The following is a 17,097-nucleotide window of genomic DNA, read 5'->3' on the forward strand; positions in this document are numbered from 1 at the left end:
CTGGCACGGCGATGGTACTGCATTCGAGAGAATGTGGGAGAGTAGCACACCGCCGCAACAACACTTACAAAAGCCCCCAGCACACGCCGGGGGCTTTTTCATATCCGCATATTTCGTTGATTCATCGACCGTAGGCTTATCTCGGAACTTCTCTCATATCTGATATTTCAAATCCACATCTTCCGCTGCCTTTGGCATACTGCACGTCGATATTGATGTCAGTGTGAACTGACGCAATGGTATGGCATCATTGTTTCCAGTCTGATCGCTCCACCAGTCGTGCCAGACCGACCCGGTCCATGGACAGTCTTCTGGCTGCCGACATCAGGTGTGACTTCACGGTTCTTTCAGATATGAACATATGCTGTGCGATTTCCTGATTCGTCATACCTTCGGCACTTAATAACACTGCGGTTCGTTCACGTTCCGGCAATGACTCCAGAAGGGTACGTGCCTGTTCACGACGCTCTGTCAGACGGTTACCTCGTATCGCCGCAACGAGGTGCTGTTGGCTTTCCGTGTTGAATTGCACCTTACCTTCATACGCCTGACGTATGTTCATGACGATCTTACGAGGATCTTCGGTTTTCGATATGAATCCTTCCGCTCCAGCTTCAACAGCTCTTTCGATCGTGTTCGATGGATTCAATGACGTCAGCATCAGGACATGGGGAGGATTCGGTAATGCTCGTATGATCCGTGTCGCGTCGATGCCGTCCATGATCGGCATGGCGATATCCATCAGCACGATATCCGGCGTTGTTGCTTTGATGCGTTCTATTGCTTCTGAACCATTGTTCGCAGTGCCAACCACCCTAATGTGATTGTAGGATGCCTCTCCAATGATCATGCTCAGCATCTGACACACCATCGGGTCATCGTCGACGATGCAGACGTCGATGTCTGCATCGGCTGCACTCGATTCATCTGTAGTATTCACAGTATCTATCGTACCGGAATATCGACTACAAGATGAAAGAGACGTTGCTCGTCGGTGCCGTATTCGCAGCTTCCTCCAAAGGATTCCACTCGCTCGCGCATGGATGTTAGGCCGTTGCCTCCTGCAGACGTGCGTGCATGCGGGTCTGTCGCCATCTCTTCGATGCCGTTTTCATGCGCATGCCCAACCGTTGTGGGATTGGTGATATGAATATGTATGCCGTCCTGAGGGCTTGCTTTGAGATCCAGAGAACAGGCGTGCTCGTTGGCATGCCTTCTCGCATTGGTGAGTCCTTCGCGAATGACCCGATACGCCAGTGCTCCGGCGGCCGGGGATATCTGATCCAGATCTCGAACGTCAATCCAGGTGTTCAATGATGCGCCGGCGTTTCTTGCATCAGCCAGCAGCTGATCGATCGAATCACGCGTCAGGGAGTTGTCTCCGGTATCGGTAAGGTGGAAAACGGCCTTACCGGGATGCTTGAGCATATCGATAATGGCATGCGCTTCCCGCATCGCCTTGGCCGCCTGCTGTCTGATGTCCTGATTTCTGGTTTCAATGCTCTCGATGAGAGTATTCGCCGATTGCGCATCTGGATTATCGTCACCATCCTTCTGATCGTTCTGCGACATCAGTCGGCGCAATCGTAGGGTTTCGATCTGCTGCGTGCCGGCATGCAACGCGATCAGCGACAGCGTATGTGCGAGCGTGTCATGCGCTTCGGCGGCGATTGCGTCAGCCAGTCGTTGCCCGTCCAGATCGTTTTGCAGGATTTGAGATCGCTGGGCGGCGGCGCGTGCTTTGGCATCGGAGAGCTGGACCTGTGCCTTGGACCGCAGATGAAGGCCGATCAGCATGGATACCACGAAAACGGCGAGGCCTGCGGATGCCGACAATGCGATGATGACGGTCCTCGCCCTATCGGAATAGGCGATGGGTATATCGCCATGCGTGTCGGGGGAGAAGACGCTGTGCCAGACGGATGCGCCATAAGGCTGAAGAGCATCGCGCACCTGAGACCAGCAGCATACAGCGAGAGCAAATATGATGCACGTCGTCAGCCAGCGTGAGGGCATGCGACGGGCCACGAGTGAGGAGAGTGCAATCAACAGAAACAGCGGTTCATAAGGACATAGCAGCGTGGAAATCAGCGCGATGCCGAAAACGGCCTCGGGATAGTTCTGCCGATATGCCAGAGCCCAGGGCAGTATGAGTGCCAATAGTGCCGAGATCAAGAACCATGTGTGCAGGGATTCGCTGATACCGGGACGATCCACGGCAAATGACACCTGCAGAAGGCAGAAAAAGATGGTGCACGGAATCATGATGATCGTGTACCCCGTTCGAGCCGGCACGACGAGGACATCGGAGCGATCACGTATGGTTCTCTCCGATTCGCCATGTTGTTCGCCCGGCGGATGGGCCTTGGAAATGTCACTGGCCATAGTCCCACTGTAGTCGATTCCAGTCGGGCTCGGTATTGTCCGGACGAACAGATCGGATATGTCCGAACGGGCATATGGGAATGTCCTTCCGAACAATACCGCAGCGACGTGATTCACGATAGCCTGCTTGATGACGGACAATCAGAGGAAAGAAGGAATCATGTCAGTCAACGATTCTGATGAGCGCAACGCCTCAGGCCAGATCGCGCACAGTGGCGCGGACCAATCGGGGACCGCTGCTCAGCCGGCCGAAGCGAAGGGACATATGAGCGTGTGCGGCATCGTCGGTCTGGTGTTTGGCGTGGTGGGACTGGCATTGAGCTTCATTCCCATCATCAACAACATCGCGGCCGTGTTCGGCTTGATCGGTGCCGTTCTGGGCATCATAGGGCTGGTCGGGGTCATGCGCGGAAAACGAACAGGCAAGGCCGTCGCCATCATCGCGATCGCGATCTCGGTGGCATCCATCGTCATCACGCTTGCGATGCAAGCCGCCGCAAGCAAGGCCATTGACGATGCGTTCTCCGAGAAGGCACCCCAGTCGACTCAGCAGAAGGAACCCGGCGGGGACGATTCCAAGACGAAGGGGGAGAACTCCGACAATGATGCAGATGAGCCAGCTGCTGCGAAAGGGGATCAGGACAAGGAGGGTGACCTGAGGGACATGCATGTCACCATTGTCTCGGCGGTCAAGAGCGGCAATGACTACAATGGCAAGCCTACGGTCCTGGTCACCTATGAGTGGGTGAACCAGACGGAGAAGAATGGCTCCTTCATAGCACTTGCCGATGCCAAGGTGTTTCAGAACGGACGCTCCCTGGAACTGGCGATGTACATCGACAATCCGCAAGGCTATGACGCCAGCTCGTCCATGACCGCATTGCAGCCGAAAGCCAAGGGCACGGTCACGGAAGGGTATGTGCTGCAGGACGATTCACCGATCACCGTGGAGGTCACCGACCTGTTCTCCCTTGATGACTCCGCCAAGGTGAAGCACACATTCGATCTGCAATAGTCAGTCATGGATATGTGCTGGAGACGGCAGGAGGCGTTATTCGCGCCGGTCGAAGGAGAGAAGAGCTAGGGTAGCCGGGTGAGACCGGTGAGCTGGATGAGCCGGATACGTGGATGTGATGGAGTTGCGTGGACGGGATGGTGATGCATGGTCATCCCGCCCACGGAATGGATGCGACGGACGCACGATCGTCAGATCGATGGACGGTGCAGTGACGTGGCGCATTCCCAGGGCTGAATGTTCATGCAACATTCAGCAATGCCCCGTATGATGGGCTTTGCTACAGAAGGAGCAATCACATGACATACGGAAACCAGCCGCAGGGTGGCTATCCGGGTAATCAGCAGCCCGCAGATCCCCGTCAGCAGTACGCCTATGGAAATCAGGGCGCATCGTATGGTTCGTCGCCATATGGGGCTACACCACAGGGGCAGTATGCGCAGCCCCAGTACGCTCAACCCCAGTATCAGAACGCCTATGGCCAGTCCCAGTTCGCTTATGCGCCGAACGGTACGGCGGCGATGAACGCGCAGACGGCATACTCATATGAACAGATTCGTCAGGCGGAACGCACCTCCATCGCACGCGCCTATGGCGAGATGACCGTAGGACTGATCATCACCGCCGTCGTCGCGTTGATCGCGCAGACCAGTGGCATGTACATACGCTTCATCGAATCCACCGGCTTCATCGGCGTGATGCTGCTTGCGATCGTCCAGATCGGTCTGGCGGTGTATCTGAGCGCGCGCATCATGTCGATCAAGGCCGGCACCGCGCGCGCCATGTTCTATATCTACGCGGCGCTCATGGGCTTCACGCTCAGCTACATCTTCGCCTACTACGAGCTGGGAACCATCGGGATCGCGCTCGGGCTGTGCGCGGCGTTCTTCCTGATCCTCACCATGCTGGCCCTCACCACCAAGTTCGACATGCTCAAGTTCGGTCCGGTGTTCATGGTCGGGCTGATCGTTCTGATCATCTCGCAGATCGTGATCTCGTTCCTGCCCGGAAGCACGGGCATGATGCGGGTGATCTGCGCGGTCGGATTGGTGCTGTTCGCCGGCATGACCATGTATGACGCGCAGATGACGAAACGGCTGTTCGCCACGTACGAGGCTCAGGGTCCGGAGATGATCAAGAAGATCTCCATTATCTGCGCTCTGAATCTCTACCTCGACTTCGTCAATATGTTCCTGTACCTGCTGCAGTTGTTCGGCGATCGGGACTGACAGACATTGAACGATTCACGGTGAGTGACATCGATTGAGCGGTGTGGAGACGGCTGTCTGGTCTCTTCACGCCGCTCTTGCGTCTAAACCTGACTCGATGCATCTGTAGCGGCAGGCGTTCTGATCGCGAGCGACTCCGGATGCCGGTCGGATGCTACGCTGGTACGCCATGAGCAACAACGAATCGATCGGCATGGCATGCCTCACGCTTACCGCGATGATCTGGGGATTCGCATTTGTCTCCCAAGTGCAGGGCATGGCATCGATGACGCCCCTGTTCTTCAACGCCGTGCGATTCACGCTGGGGGCGTTCTCGCTTGTGCCACTGCTGCTCGTTGATCGCGTCCGGACACGGCGAGCAGCAGCGCGTGGCAGTCGTCGCATGAATGATGATCGGAGCTACGAACCGTCGAGCGGCCAGTCGTGCAGTCCAGTGACCGCACCGCTGGCCGCTCGATCGTCTCTGTCGCGCACGCGTCGCATACTTCCATCGAGGATCGCGGGTCAGTGGTCTACGGCCATCGGCGGCATCGCATGCGCACTGGCGTTGTTCTCGGCAAGCACATTGCAGCAGTACGGCATCATGAACGATGCATCCGCCGGACGAGCCGGCTTCATCACCGCCCTGTACATCGTGCTCGTGCCGATTCTGTCGTGGATGGTCCTGCGACGCACCATCGGCATCACGACAATCGTCAGCGTCGCCATCGCCATCGTCGGATTCTATCTGCTCTGCGTCACCAATGGATTCGGATCGATCACGATAGGCGACGTGCTGCTCCTGTGCTCATCGGTACTGTTCGCCGTTCATATTCTCGTTGTGGATGCATGCTCCAAGCGCATGAATCCATTGAGATTGTCATTCATGCAGTTCGCCGGCACAGCCGCATTCAGTTGGATCGCCACATTGCTGGAAGGGTCCGTGAATTGGTCCGGCATGCTGCTCGCATGGCCGGCAGTCGTCTATGCCGGCATCGGCTCGGTCGGCATCGCCTACACGCTGCAGATCATCGGACAGCAGTGGGTTCCGCCCACTCGCGCCTCGCTGATTCTCTCGCTCGAATCACTGTTCTCCGCGATCGGCGGCGCGGTGCTGCTGTCGGAGCGCATGACCGGCAGGGCGTATCTGGGATGCGCGCTCATCTTCATCGGCACGCTGCTTGCGCAGATGCCCGTCAGCCGGCCTTCGGCGTCTCTTCGGCGCGTGGTGCGCCGTTGATGTCGCGGTGGATGTTCTGCATTTGGACTTCGATGTTCTGGAGTGATCTGGCGCAGTCGAGGAGGGTCTGGGAGTGTTCGGCGAGGCGGGTGTCGGGCAGGTCGGTCTTGTATCGCAGGGCGTGTTCGAGGCTTGCCCAGTAGTCCATGGCGATGGTGCGGAACTGGACCTCGACTGGCGTGTGGTGGGCGCCTGAGGAGAGGAACACCGGCACGGCGTAGATCACGTGGAGCGAGCGGTATCCGTTCTGTTTGGGGTTCTTGATGTAGTCCTTGACGCGCAGGACCTGGATGTCGGATTGGGCCGACAGGTAGTTCGACACGGCGTACACGTCGTCGCGGTAGTTGCAGATGACGCGGATGCCGGCGACGTCGAAGAGGTTGTCGCGGATCGAGGCGATGGTGAGGGGGAGTCCTTTGCGTTCGAGCTTGCCGAGGATGGAGTTGACGGATTTGAGGCGTCGTTCCATGTGGTGGATGGGGTCGTGGCTGAACCTGACCTGGAATTCGTCGTCGAGGATCTCGAGTTTGGTGCTGATCTCGTACATCGCGCCCTCGTAGACCTGCATGAGGTCGATGAACTCGCCGATCTGCTCGGTGGGGAAGCGGCCGTCGCCCAGGTCGATGCTTTTGAGGCGGGTTTTGATCTCGTTGCTGCTCAGGCGGCTGTGTCGTTCAAGGATCACGTTCGCTCCCCGTGTTCGTGTTCTGCGGGCCATGCGCCTGCGTGTGTGTGATCATTCTACCGCGTCCCACAAGCCAACCTCGCATTTCGAACTCACTTTCAAATGAAGCACCTCGTTCCGACGTCCCACGACGCCCCGCGAATCCATCATGAACTGAGCGTATACTTGTGGTGTACACCAAATACGATGGAGTAGGAGGGGAAGTGATGAGAGATGTGGTGAATCTCGCCGTATTGGACAACGATGCGCTGGTCATTGCAGCGTTGCCCTCCATAGTGACGAAGGGGATTGATCGATGTCGCGTGTCATGGGCTACGACCGATTCCAAGGATGCCGTCAGTCGATGTCTCGATCCGGTGACTAGGCCGGATCTGCTCCTTGCCGACATTCAGCTATCCAAGAGCGAATCGGGGATCCGCGCATGCCGGGAAATTCGTTCGCAGATCGGCGTCATGCCGATCCTGCTCATGACCGCGTTGAATGCGGACTCATTCGCGTATTTCGCCGCCGCCACGGGTGCTCAGGGAATCGTCGACAAGGCTCCCATTTCCACGTTGTGCGAGGCGATTCGCACGGTTCTCGACGGTGAGATCTATACGCCGAGGGCCGGTGCTCCGTTCGAAGACGCGCATAACGCCTATCGGCGGCTGACGTTCTCCCACGGCGAGTGGCATGGACCGCTGACCAGATGCGAGGCTCGAGTCATGGATAGGCTGATTGAGGGGAAGACGCTCAAACAGATCGCCCTGGAGCTCGAAGTGGCACCGACGACGGTGCGCACGCAGGCCATCCGTGCCAAGGCCAAACTGCATGCGGACAATCTCGGGCAGGCGGCAATCCTATGGCATCAGATGCGCGATCTGCTGTAAATGATGGTCATGTGACGCTGCTGCGGTCGATGGTGCGAACGGCAGGCGCGCATCGGCGATCGGTGCAATGGTGCCTATGCGTTTCCTGTGCCGCGCTGATCGCGGTCGAGACGCCGATCGCCTATCAGCCTGACGACCCGATGTTCTGGCTTATGCTATCCGAGCTGCCTGCACTCCTGCTGCTGGTCAGATGGCCCAAGGTCTGCGCTGCGCCGATGACGGTGATCTTCGCGGCCTGCACGTTCATGCCTGATTCCCCTGATGCGCTTCTGATCATCGCCCAGATGATGATGCTGGCGATCGTGGCGTATCGGTGTTCGCGCCGAACGATCCTGTCATATACGGTTGGTTCAAGCCTGATCGCATGTCTGTCGTTGTCGCCTCTGTTCGATGGCGCATGGACCGGGCGGCCACAGGTCGGTGCCATGAGGATGATGAACGCCACGGCCATGATGCTGATGGCCGCCGTGGTCGGTCGGGCGATGCTATGGAAAGATGAGGCGAGGCGCGCGGCCGTTGCCGAGCGCGCAATCGAACGGGAGCGGGAGCTGGCTGTCAGTCGGCGGCGCAGTCTTGAGCTATCCCGTGACGTTCATGATACCGTCGCCGGACGATTGTCCTATGTGGCGATGGTGTGTGAGGGCGCGTGCATCGACGAGTCCAGAAGCGAGAAGGATCGCAGGCTGTTCGCACAGCTGGACGATCAGGTTCTTGAGGCGCTGCGTGGTGTGCGTGCCGTGATCGCTGCAATACTGCCCAATGGCGAAATGACGCTGGCTGGCGCGTCCGATAGTGCGTCCGATAGTGCGTCCGATAGTGCTGTTGATGATGCATATGATGATGTTGATTGCACTGCGGATTGCACGATCGCCATCGTCAGCAGTGCCGTGGAACAGAGTGCTTCGAGTCAGCAGGAGCGGTTGCTCGGACAGGGATTCGGTGGGGACGTTCTCGTCGAGGTCGCCGACGGCGTTGACGTCGCTCAGCCATGCGATGAGAACAGTGCAGCCGAAATGAAGGATCTGCTGCTGGAGACGTTCTCGAACGTGGCTCGGCACGCCGAGAAAGGCCGGCGTGCATATCGTGTGTGGATCCGATTCGCAGCCGAGGGCATGCAGATCGAATCCTCCAATCAAGTGGCCTTGAGATCGTCACGTGGAGGCGAGGGAGGTCAGGGACTGGAATGCCACCGGCAGATCGTCGCATTGCTGCATGGGCGGCTTGAAGCCGGCACTGGGGATGACGGACGATGGCGGTTGTATGCGCTCATCCCCTACGCCGGATTCGTCGAGTGATCAGCCGGGCGATTCGCCGCATGACCTGTCGGGCGCATCACCGCCCTGCGCGTCCCGACCGCCGATGTCACGTCGTCTGACGGGGGCAATCGATACGATGGTTCGTTATGGATGAATTGATGATGACCGAGGCGGAGCGCGCCTCGACGAGGGCCACGGCGGTGGGATCGCGGGGCAGAGGCGTGTTCTACGTGCATACGCTTGGCTGCCAGATGAACGTGCACGACTCCGAGCGCATCGCCGGCGTTCTCGAAGCGGAAGGGTATGTGCCGGCGACCGAGGAGCAGGTGCTCGACAAGGACGTCGATCTGATCGTCATGAACACCTGCGCGGTACGTGAGAACGCCGCCGAGCGCATGTACGGCACGATCGGCCTATGGGCCCAGCTCAAGCGGGATCGGCCCAATCTGCAGATCGCGGTCGGTGGCTGCATGGCGCAGCTCGACCGACGCAGGATCGCCGAACGCGCCCCGTGGGTCGACGCCGTCTTCGGCACCAAGAACATCGGTTCGCTGCCGCGTCTGCTTGACCAGGCTCGCATGATCGGCGAGCCGCAGGTCGATGTGGTGGATCGTCTCGACTATTTCCCCAGCCAGCTGCCTGCGGCACGTGCGTCACGGGTCTCAAGCTGGGTCTCCATTTCGATCGGATGCAACAACACCTGCACGTTCTGCATCGTGCCAACCACGCGCGGCCGCGAGCATGACCGTCGTCCCGGCGACATTCTCGCCGAAATCCGCCAGTGCGTGGCCGATGGGGCCAAGGAGGTCACCCTGCTTGGCCAGAATGTGAACTCGTTCGGCTATGGCATCGGCGATCGGTACGCGTTCAGCAAGCTGCTGCGCGCATGCGGACAGATCGAAGGGCTGGAACGGGTGCGATTCACGTCGCCGCATCCGGCCGCGTTCACCGACGATGTGATCGCCGCAATGGCCGGGACGCCCAACGTCATGCATCAGCTGCACTTCCCGCTGCAGTCCGGTTCCGATAGGATTCTTCGCGCCATGCGCCGCTCGTATCGTTCCGCGAGGTTCCTGGACATCCTCGGCCGTATTCGTCAGGCCATGCCGGACGCGCAGATCTCCACCGACATCATCGTCGGTTTTCCGGGAGAGACCGAGGAGGACTTCGACGAGACCATGCGCGTGGTGCGCGAGGCCAGATTCTCGTCGGCGTTCACCTTCGAGTATTCACCGCGGCCGGGTACGCCGGCGGCGAGCATGGAACAGGTGCCGAAGGACGTGGTGCAGAATCGCTTCGACCGGCTCGTCGCATTGCAGGAAAGCATCACCGCGCAGGAGCTCGCCAAATTCGAGGGGCGCGACGTCGAGGTGATGATCACCGGCGCCGCCGGCAAGAAGGATTCCGCGACGCATCGCGTAACGGGAAGGGAGCGGACCGGCACGCTCGTGCATATCGGCGTGCCACAGGGCGAACCGATGCCGCAGGTCGGCGATTTCGTCACGGCAACCGTCACCCATGCGGGGCGGCACAATCTGATTGCGGATCCCGATCCGGCGCGAGGACAGACCTATCATGTCCGTCACTGAACCCATGTCCGTCACTGAGCAGTCGGAACTGCCCGGCGACGGTCGGCGCGGCCCAAGGGTCGTTTCGATCGTCGGCCCGACGGCATCGGGCAAGACCGGGCTCGGCATCGCCATCGCCACGGCGTTGCGGGAGCGCGGCGAACGCGCCGAGATCGTCAATGCGGATGCGTATCAGATGTATCGCGGCATGGACATCGGCACGGCCAAGGCCACGAGCGAGGAGCGTCTCGCCGTAAAGCACCACCTCATCGATGTCATCGGCCCCGAGGAGACGATGACGGTCGCGCGGTTCCAGCGTCTTGCCCGCAAGACCATAGCCGATCTGCAGGCCGCGGGCATCCGCCCGATACTGGTGGGCGGCTCGGGACTGTACGCAAGGGCAGCGATCGACGACATCTCGTTTCCCGGCACCGATCCCGAGGTGCGTGCCGGTCTTGAGGCGCGCGAGGCGCAGGAGGGTGCCGGGGCGCTGTTCGACGAGCTGAAGGACAAGGACCCACAGGCCGCCTCGCGCATGGACCCGCGCAACCCTCGTCGCACCATACGCGCGTTGGAGGTCATCGCGTTGACCGGAAAGCCCTATTCGGCGAGTCTGCCGCGATACCGATACGTGATTCCCTCGGTGCAGATCGGATTGGATCTGCCGCGAGCGGAGCTTGACAGACGCATCGACGAACGTACCGGATCGATGTTCGAGCACGGGTTTGTGGACGAAGTGACCCGTCTGCGCCCTCATCTGGGACCGACTGCGGCTCGTGCGCTCGGCTATCAGCAGGTCGTCGACTATCTTGACGGACTCGCTGATCTTGATGACACGATCGCGGACGTTGCACGCAGGACCAAGAGGCTCGCCCGCAAACAGATGGGGTGGTTCGGTCGGGATCCGCGCATCCACTGGCTTGAAGCGCTCAATCCGAGACTCGTGGACAACGCGATGGCGATCATCGCGCACGCGGATGCGGGAGACTATGATCCGATCGATGCGCGTGCGGACGACTATACGCAGCATCATCTCGGTGATGTCGCGTCAGAAATGGCGTAGCGTGATCCGACCGTCGGCGTGATCCGACCGTCGGCGTGATCCGACCGTCGGCGTGCGCCGGTCAGTGTGCCGGCCCCTGGCTCCAGCCGGCGATCAGAAACACGCGGGTCGGATTGGCGGGGCGGACGATGTCGTCGAACATACGGGCGAACAGACTGATATCGCCGCGATAGGCCGCATGCTTGGCTTCCTTGTAGCCGTCCCGGCTCACCGGACCCCAGTCCAGATCCCATCCGGCATCATGCGCCAGACGCGACGCGAATATGCGCAGCGTCATCGCGTTGCCGCCGCGGAACGGGTGCAGATATCCCAGCTCATCGTAGATGCGCGCCAGCTCATGAATGAAATCGGCCCTATCCAGAGCGACGAGATTGCGGAGGTCGGCCAGCTCGGTGGCGATGTTCAACGCTCCCGTTTCGATCAGCGCGGCGGGGAAGAACGTTTCGGGATTGCCGGCAAGCGTCTTCTCGCTGGTCACCTCGCGGGTCGTGTTCGCTGTGCGCAATCGGCCGGCATCCAGGAACACGCCGGTGAACAGACCGTTGTGAATGGCCGTCAGCTCGGCGAGATCGCCGGTCGCCGGCCACCCGCGTTCGATCAGCAGCACGGTTCTCGCAAGAATGCTGCTCGCATGGCCGACGGCGTGATCGTCGAGACTGCCGTCGGAAAGACGGCCTACGGTCAGCTTCGATGCCTCCCGATCGGCGACTGCGAGCAGTTCGTCGACGTTCATGTCGCCGCGTTCGTATGCCTCAAGCGCGCGCAGCGTCGCGCTCGTCGGCGTCAATGCTTCCAATGCGCAGTTCTTCAGGGCGAATGCGACCGCGCTGGTTCGTTCGGCTGGAGTCATGGAACCATACTAGCCGTATTTGCCGCGTGCCGCACCGACCCGACCATGTTGACATGCCCTACCTTGCAGATGCACGGGGGTCGGTAGAATCGTGAAGCGCTATGACACGAACATCATCTTCATCGAATCAGAACGACGACATGCGCGACCGCTCCATGCGGCGCGGTGCCGACACGGCTTCGCGTGCGCGCGCCGCCGGCTCGACGAACGGCGGCGACGCGCCTCTCGAGTCGGAGCCGTGGTGGCGGCGCGCGCTGCTTGCGATGCCTCGGGCGTTCGGCTCGGCGGTGCGATCGATAGGCGGCGTGGGCGAATATGATCCGGCGTATCGCCGTGATGGCATGTGTTTTCTGATGCTGCTGCTCGCGGTGCTGTTCTGCGCATCCGAATGGTTCCGGGTGAACGGTTTCATCGGCCGATTGGTGCACGCCTTCGCCTCGGGTCTGCTGGGACTGACCAGCGTCGTTCTTCCGGTGCTGCTGACCATAGTGGCGATTCGGCTCATTCGCAACGCGGGCAAGGGCTCCGACAATCCACGTGTGGTGAGCGGCTGGGTGATCCTGCTGTGGTCGGTCTGTTCCATTCTCGATGTGGTGATCGCGTCCGACAGCCCCGGTTTCGATATCACGCTGCTTCAGCGCGCCGGCGGTCTGTTCGGATTCGTGCTGGGTTCGCCGCTCGCATGGGGACTGTCGAAGACGTTCGCGATCATCGTGTTCGTGGTGACGGCGCTGTTCTCGATACTGCTGATCACCCGCACCCATGTGACCGATCTGCCCGAGAACGTGCGGCGTCTACGTGAACGCCTCGGTGTCGGTGGACGGAGTACGTCGGACGGCGACGCCGATGACGAGCAGTTCCCGAACGAGGTCCGTGTCGGTGATGATATGTTGGCGTTCGCAGCCGGCGTTCCCGCCCATGACGGATCCGATGTTCCGCCAGACGAGAGCGGTGCGCGCTCCGATCTCGGCCAGGGTAGCGATGCCGGGGAAGAGCCACGTCGCTCGCGATTCGCTCTGTTCTCGAGACTGTTCTCCAAGCGCCGCCATACGCAATCCGATGAGACGCTGGATCAATACGCCGGCGACAGCCCGTTCGACCATGCCGCCTCGCGCCACGGCCAGGCGGCTGAGACCTCGCTGACGGGTCCCTCGGGGAGCGCGCCGCGTTCGGTTGCATCGGCGGCGATCGCGGGAACCTATGCGGCGACTGGCGCGGCCGCGGATTTGGCCGGGGCGGCAGCCACGGTGGGCATCGCGGCGGGTGCTTCGCAGGCTGATGCGCGTACGGCGGCGTTGTCGGCGACGCTGCCGATGGCGGCTTCGACGGTCGGCACGGTCTCCGGGGCAGCTGCGCGGGCGGCTGGCGCAGTCGCCTCCGAGGGGGCTCAAGTCGCGCGGCGCATTGCTTCATCGGGTATGCAGCCGGGCGATTCCGGGTCGACATCGCCGGTGTCGCCTGTATCGGCATCGTCGGGTGGTTCCGGGCGCGCCGGTGGTGCCGATCCGTGGGCCGCCGTGGCCTCGGATGGCACATCCTCCGTTCCCTTCCCCGTCGTTGCCGGTGCGCCGGCGTCTGCAACGGTGCCGCAGACCGCCGGCGTCGGTCAGACGGGCACCGGCCGGTCGGATATCGATCAGGCGGATGCGCGTGACGGAGACGACGATCAGAGCGTGTATCATCTGCCCGATCTCGGCATCCTGGTCAAAGGCCAGCCGCATGCCGCACGCACCCCGGCCAACGATCATGTCATCGCGGCGTTGACGACCACGTTCCAGCAGTTCAACGTGGATGCCAGAGTGATCGGATTCCTCAGAGGTCCCTCGGTGACCCAGTACGAGGTCGAACTGGGGCCGGGCGTCAAGGTGGAGAAGGTCACGAATCTGCAGAAGAACATCGCCTACGCGGTGGCGAGCTCGGACGTGCGCATCCTCTCGCCGATCCCCGGCAAATCGGCCATCGGCATCGAAATACCGAACGTGGATCGTGAGATCGTGCATCTGGGCGATGTGCTGCGCAGCGACAAGGCCATGAATGATCCGACGCCGATGCTCACGGGCGTCGGCAAGGACGTCGAAGGGCACTTCGTCACGGCCGATCTGACCAAGATGCCGCATCTGCTGGTCGCAGGCGCCACAGGCTCCGGAAAGTCGAGCTTCATCAATTCGATGCTGACCTCGATCATCATGCGCGCCACGCCAGATCAGGTGCGGATGATCATGGTCGATCCCAAACGCGTCGAGCTGTCCGCGTATGCGGGCATACCTCATCTGCTCACGCCGATCATCACCGATCCGAAGAAGGCCGCCCAGGCGCTCGAATGGGTGGTCAAGGAGATGGACGCGCGATACTCCGATCTGGAGTTCTTCGGATTCCGCCACATCAAGGACTTCAACAAGGCGGTGCGCGAAGGCAAGGTCCATGCGCCTGCCGGCTCTCAGCGCAAGGTCGCACCCTATCCGTACATCCTCGTGGTCGTCGACGAGATGGCCGACCTCATGATGGTCGCCAAAAACGACGTGGAGAGCTCAATCCAGCGCATCACGCAGCTGGCGCGAGCCGCAGGCGTGCATCTGGTGCTGGCCACGCAGCGGCCGTCGGTCGACGTGGTCACCGGCCTGATCAAGGCGAACATCCCCTCCCGGCTTGCGTTCGCCACATCGTCAGCCACCGACTCGCGCGTCATTCTCGATACGGTGGGCGCGGAGACCCTTATCGGTCAGGGCGACGCGCTGTTTCTGCCGATGGGGCTTGCCAAACCGATGCGCGTCCAGGGATCCTGGGTGTCGGAATCCGAGATCCGCAAGGCCGTCGAATTCGTACGCACCCAGCGCAAGCCGCGGTATCGCGAGGACATCGAACAGATGACCAAGGAGGCGGACAAGACCGCTGCGGAGCCGGATGAGGAGATCGGCGACGACATGGATGTGCTGCTGCAGGCCGCCGAGCTTGTGGTCACCACGCAGTTCGGGTCGACATCGATGCTGCAGCGCAAGCTGCGTGTCGGATTCGCCAAGGCCGGTCGTCTCATGGATCTGCTGGAATCACGCGGAGTGGTCGGGCCCTCGGAGGGGTCCAAGGCGCGTCAGGTGCTGGTGCAGCCGCAGGATCTGCCGGCCGTGCTCGCCTTCATTCGCGGACAGTCCGATTCGATCCATGCCGTCGACGGCGGCGCCGGGGCGGGCGCGCAGGGTGAGGCGCAGGACTAAGCGATTTCCCATGTGTTTCCATGACGATTTCCAGCGTCGTCTCCCGGCATAGGTAGCAACGTGCGGGTATGGTGAGGATCATGCACAACGATACGATCGAAAGCAAGGAATCAACAGGCAAGTCGCTGTTCGACGGATGGAATGCGCCGCCGAATCTGGTGACCTACTCGCGGATCATTCTCGTCGTGGTCTTTCTTGGACTCTACATAGCGGCCGGGCCGTGGGGCATGAACAACCTTGGCATGCGGTGGGTCGCCGCTGTGCTGTTCATCGTCGCGGCGTCCACGGACAAGATCGATGGCTGGATGGCGCGCAAATACGATCAGGTCACCGAACTCGGCAAGCTCATGGACCCCATTGCCGACAAGCTGCTGACCTGCGCCACGCTTGTGGTGGCCGCCGCCTTCGGCGAATTGGGCGCTCCGGTGCTCGGCTGGATCGTCACGCTGCTGTTTCTGGTGCGTGAGATCGGCATCACGGTGATGCGCTTCTTCGTCATCGACTCCGGTGGACATGTCATCGCGGCCGCGTGGCCGGGAAAGATGAAGACGCTGTTCCAGTGCATCGGTCTGTCGATGCTCATGCTTCCCGTGTGGCAGTTCGCCCCGGATACCGAGGACAGCCCGCTCTGGCTCACCGCCTATCTGTTCGTCACCTATCTGGTGATCTATATCGCGCTGATGCTGTGCCTGTATTCGGGAGCGGAGTATCTCATGGGCGTGTTCGGTTCGGCGAAGGGCGCGTCCAAGGGGGCATTGCGGCATGCCGGCAAGCATACGCATGGTGAGACGTCGCCGAAGGCGGATGCTGCGACTGACGTGAGTGTTGTGTCTGAGGGTGCGGCTGATGCGGCTGGCGTGAGTGATGCGGCTGATGCGTCTGGCGTTGATGTTTCCGCAGCCGCGGAGATCTCCGGCGAGAGTACGGGTGCCGGCGAGGTCGGTGCGGTGTCTGCTGCTGTCGTGGATGCCTCTGTTGCGGATGCGGTGGCGGCGGATGCGGTGGCTGCTACGCCTGAAGATGGTGGAGAAGCGCGCTGATGGCGGCTTGCCTGCCTGGTGCGGCTGTTGCGTCGGGTGGCTCGCCGAGCGACGCCGAGTACGGATACGCCGAGGATTCGGATTTGGCGGCTCTCGAGGATCGCTGCGATCGACTTGCCGCGTGCATTCTCGCGCGTCTCGAACGACGGGGGATTCGCCTTGCCGCCGCTGAATCTCTGACCGGTGGGCTTCTTGCCGATGCCTTCGTCCGCATTCCCGGGGCGTCGAAGGTGTTTCTTGGTTCGGCCGTGACGTACGACATCGCAGCCAAGGCATCCATACTTGGTGTCGATCGAGGGCTGCTTGACACGGAGGGGGCCGTGCATCCGCTTGTTGCCGGCCAGATGGCCGATGGGGCGGCGCGCCTGTATCATCAGCCCAGATACGATGCCGTGATCGGTCTGTCCACCACCGGCGTCGCCGGGCCCGGTCCGGATGGCGACAAGCCTGCCGGGTTGGTCTATGTGGGATTCCATCTGCCGGGGCCGCTCAATGCCGATGGACGGGAGCGCACGCAGACGCGCGAGCTGCGTCTACGTGGCTCAAGAGAGCGGATACGCCGTCAGGTCGTTGAACGTGTGTTGATGACACTGTGCGAATTCACAGCTTTTTTGCAGGAAGATTCAGGAATAAACACGCGAACCGACTGTTGAATCGTATAGTGAACGGGCGCGATAGGCGTCCCGCGCAAGGAACTTCAGGAGGCTGA

13 protein-coding genes and 1 pseudogene are annotated in these 17,097 nt (G+C 61.0%); 10 read left to right on the plus strand and 4 right to left on the minus strand.

What is annotated here, in order from left to right; all coding sequences use genetic code 11:
- Positions 1-247: 247 nt before the first annotated feature.
- The gene (locus EHS19_RS03560; RefSeq protein ID WP_277752780.1) at positions 248-940 is read right to left on the minus strand and encodes a response regulator transcription factor; all 693 of its coding nucleotides are present in this window, start codon (positions 938-940) and stop codon (positions 248-250) included.
- 5 nt (positions 941-945) lie between these two features.
- Positions 946-2,385, minus strand: coding sequence for a sensor histidine kinase (locus tag EHS19_RS03565; protein WP_151916421.1), 1,440 nt, complete (start codon positions 2,383-2,385; stop codon positions 946-948).
- 160 nt (positions 2,386-2,545) lie between these two features.
- On the opposite strand from EHS19_RS03565, the gene EHS19_RS03570 reads away from it, so the two are divergent.
- The 3 genes from EHS19_RS03570 (at position 2,546) to EHS19_RS03580 (ending at position 5,848) form a co-directional block, all read left to right on the plus strand.
- On the plus strand, positions 2,546-3,400 hold the full coding sequence (locus tag EHS19_RS03570; protein WP_151916422.1) for a DUF5067 domain-containing protein: 855 nt from the start codon (positions 2,546-2,548) through the stop codon (positions 3,398-3,400).
- Between the two features lie 299 nt (positions 3,401-3,699).
- Entirely contained in the window at positions 3,700-4,629 is a 930-nt protein-coding gene (locus EHS19_RS03575; protein WP_151916423.1) for a Bax inhibitor-1/YccA family protein, read from the plus strand.
- 193 nt (positions 4,630-4,822) lie between these two features.
- Positions 4,823-5,848 (plus strand): DMT family transporter, encoded by a 1,026-nt coding sequence (locus EHS19_RS03580; RefSeq protein ID WP_151916470.1) that lies wholly within the window; start codon positions 4,823-4,825, stop codon positions 5,846-5,848.
- Here the strand turns inward: EHS19_RS03580 and EHS19_RS03585 are convergent.
- Complete coding sequence (locus tag EHS19_RS03585; protein WP_151916424.1) at positions 5,805-6,566, minus strand: GTP pyrophosphokinase; 762 nt, start codon at positions 6,564-6,566, stop codon at positions 5,805-5,807. The genes EHS19_RS03580 and EHS19_RS03585 overlap by 44 nt on opposite strands.
- A 173-nt stretch (positions 6,567-6,739) precedes the next feature.
- Between EHS19_RS03585 and EHS19_RS03590 the strand changes: the two genes are divergently transcribed.
- The 4 genes from EHS19_RS03590 (at position 6,740) to miaA (ending at position 11,289) form a co-directional block, all read left to right on the plus strand.
- Positions 6,740-7,402 (plus strand): response regulator transcription factor, encoded by a 663-nt coding sequence (locus EHS19_RS03590; RefSeq protein WP_151916425.1) that lies wholly within the window; start codon positions 6,740-6,742, stop codon positions 7,400-7,402.
- Complete coding sequence (locus tag EHS19_RS03595; protein ID WP_151916426.1) at positions 7,375-8,697, plus strand: histidine kinase; 1,323 nt, start codon at positions 7,375-7,377, stop codon at positions 8,695-8,697. The genes EHS19_RS03590 and EHS19_RS03595 overlap by 28 nt, the downstream gene beginning before the upstream one ends.
- Positions 8,698-8,804: 107 nt before the next feature.
- Positions 8,805-10,247: a tRNA (N6-isopentenyl adenosine(37)-C2)-methylthiotransferase MiaB gene (miaB, locus tag EHS19_RS03600; RefSeq protein ID WP_175578280.1), complete on the plus strand. Its 1,443-nt coding sequence runs from the start codon at positions 8,805-8,807 to the stop codon at positions 10,245-10,247.
- 4 nt (positions 10,248-10,251) lie between these two features.
- Positions 10,252-11,289, plus strand: a complete 1,038-nt coding sequence (gene miaA / locus EHS19_RS03605) for a tRNA (adenosine(37)-N6)-dimethylallyltransferase MiaA (protein WP_151916472.1) — start codon at positions 10,252-10,254, stop codon at positions 11,287-11,289.
- A 61-nt stretch (positions 11,290-11,350) separates the two neighbouring features.
- Here miaA and EHS19_RS03610 read toward each other — a convergent pair whose 3' ends face one another.
- Positions 11,351-12,139, minus strand: coding sequence for a Fic family protein (locus EHS19_RS03610; protein WP_151916427.1), 789 nt, complete (start codon positions 12,137-12,139; stop codon positions 11,351-11,353).
- A 101-nt stretch (positions 12,140-12,240) separates the two neighbouring features.
- Between EHS19_RS03610 and EHS19_RS03615 the strand changes: the two genes are divergently transcribed.
- The 3 genes and pseudogenes from EHS19_RS03615 (at position 12,241) to EHS19_RS03625 (ending at position 17,041) form a co-directional block, all read left to right on the plus strand.
- Entirely contained in the window at positions 12,241-15,348 is a 3,108-nt protein-coding gene (locus EHS19_RS03615) for an FtsK/SpoIIIE family DNA translocase (protein WP_421745182.1), read from the plus strand.
- A gap of 80 nt (positions 15,349-15,428) precedes the next feature.
- Positions 15,429-16,085 (plus strand): annotated as a pseudogene (gene pgsA, locus EHS19_RS03620) (CDP-diacylglycerol--glycerol-3-phosphate 3-phosphatidyltransferase); the annotation flags it as partial.
- Between the two features lie 302 nt (positions 16,086-16,387).
- Positions 16,388-17,041, plus strand: a complete 654-nt coding sequence (locus EHS19_RS03625; protein WP_151916428.1) for a CinA family protein — start codon at positions 16,388-16,390, stop codon at positions 17,039-17,041.
- Positions 17,042-17,097: the final 56 nt, after the last annotated feature.

Source organism: Bifidobacterium jacchi (genome assembly GCF_009078285.1).
In the GTDB taxonomy this organism is placed as follows: domain Bacteria; phylum Actinomycetota; class Actinomycetes; order Actinomycetales; family Bifidobacteriaceae; genus Bifidobacterium; species Bifidobacterium jacchi.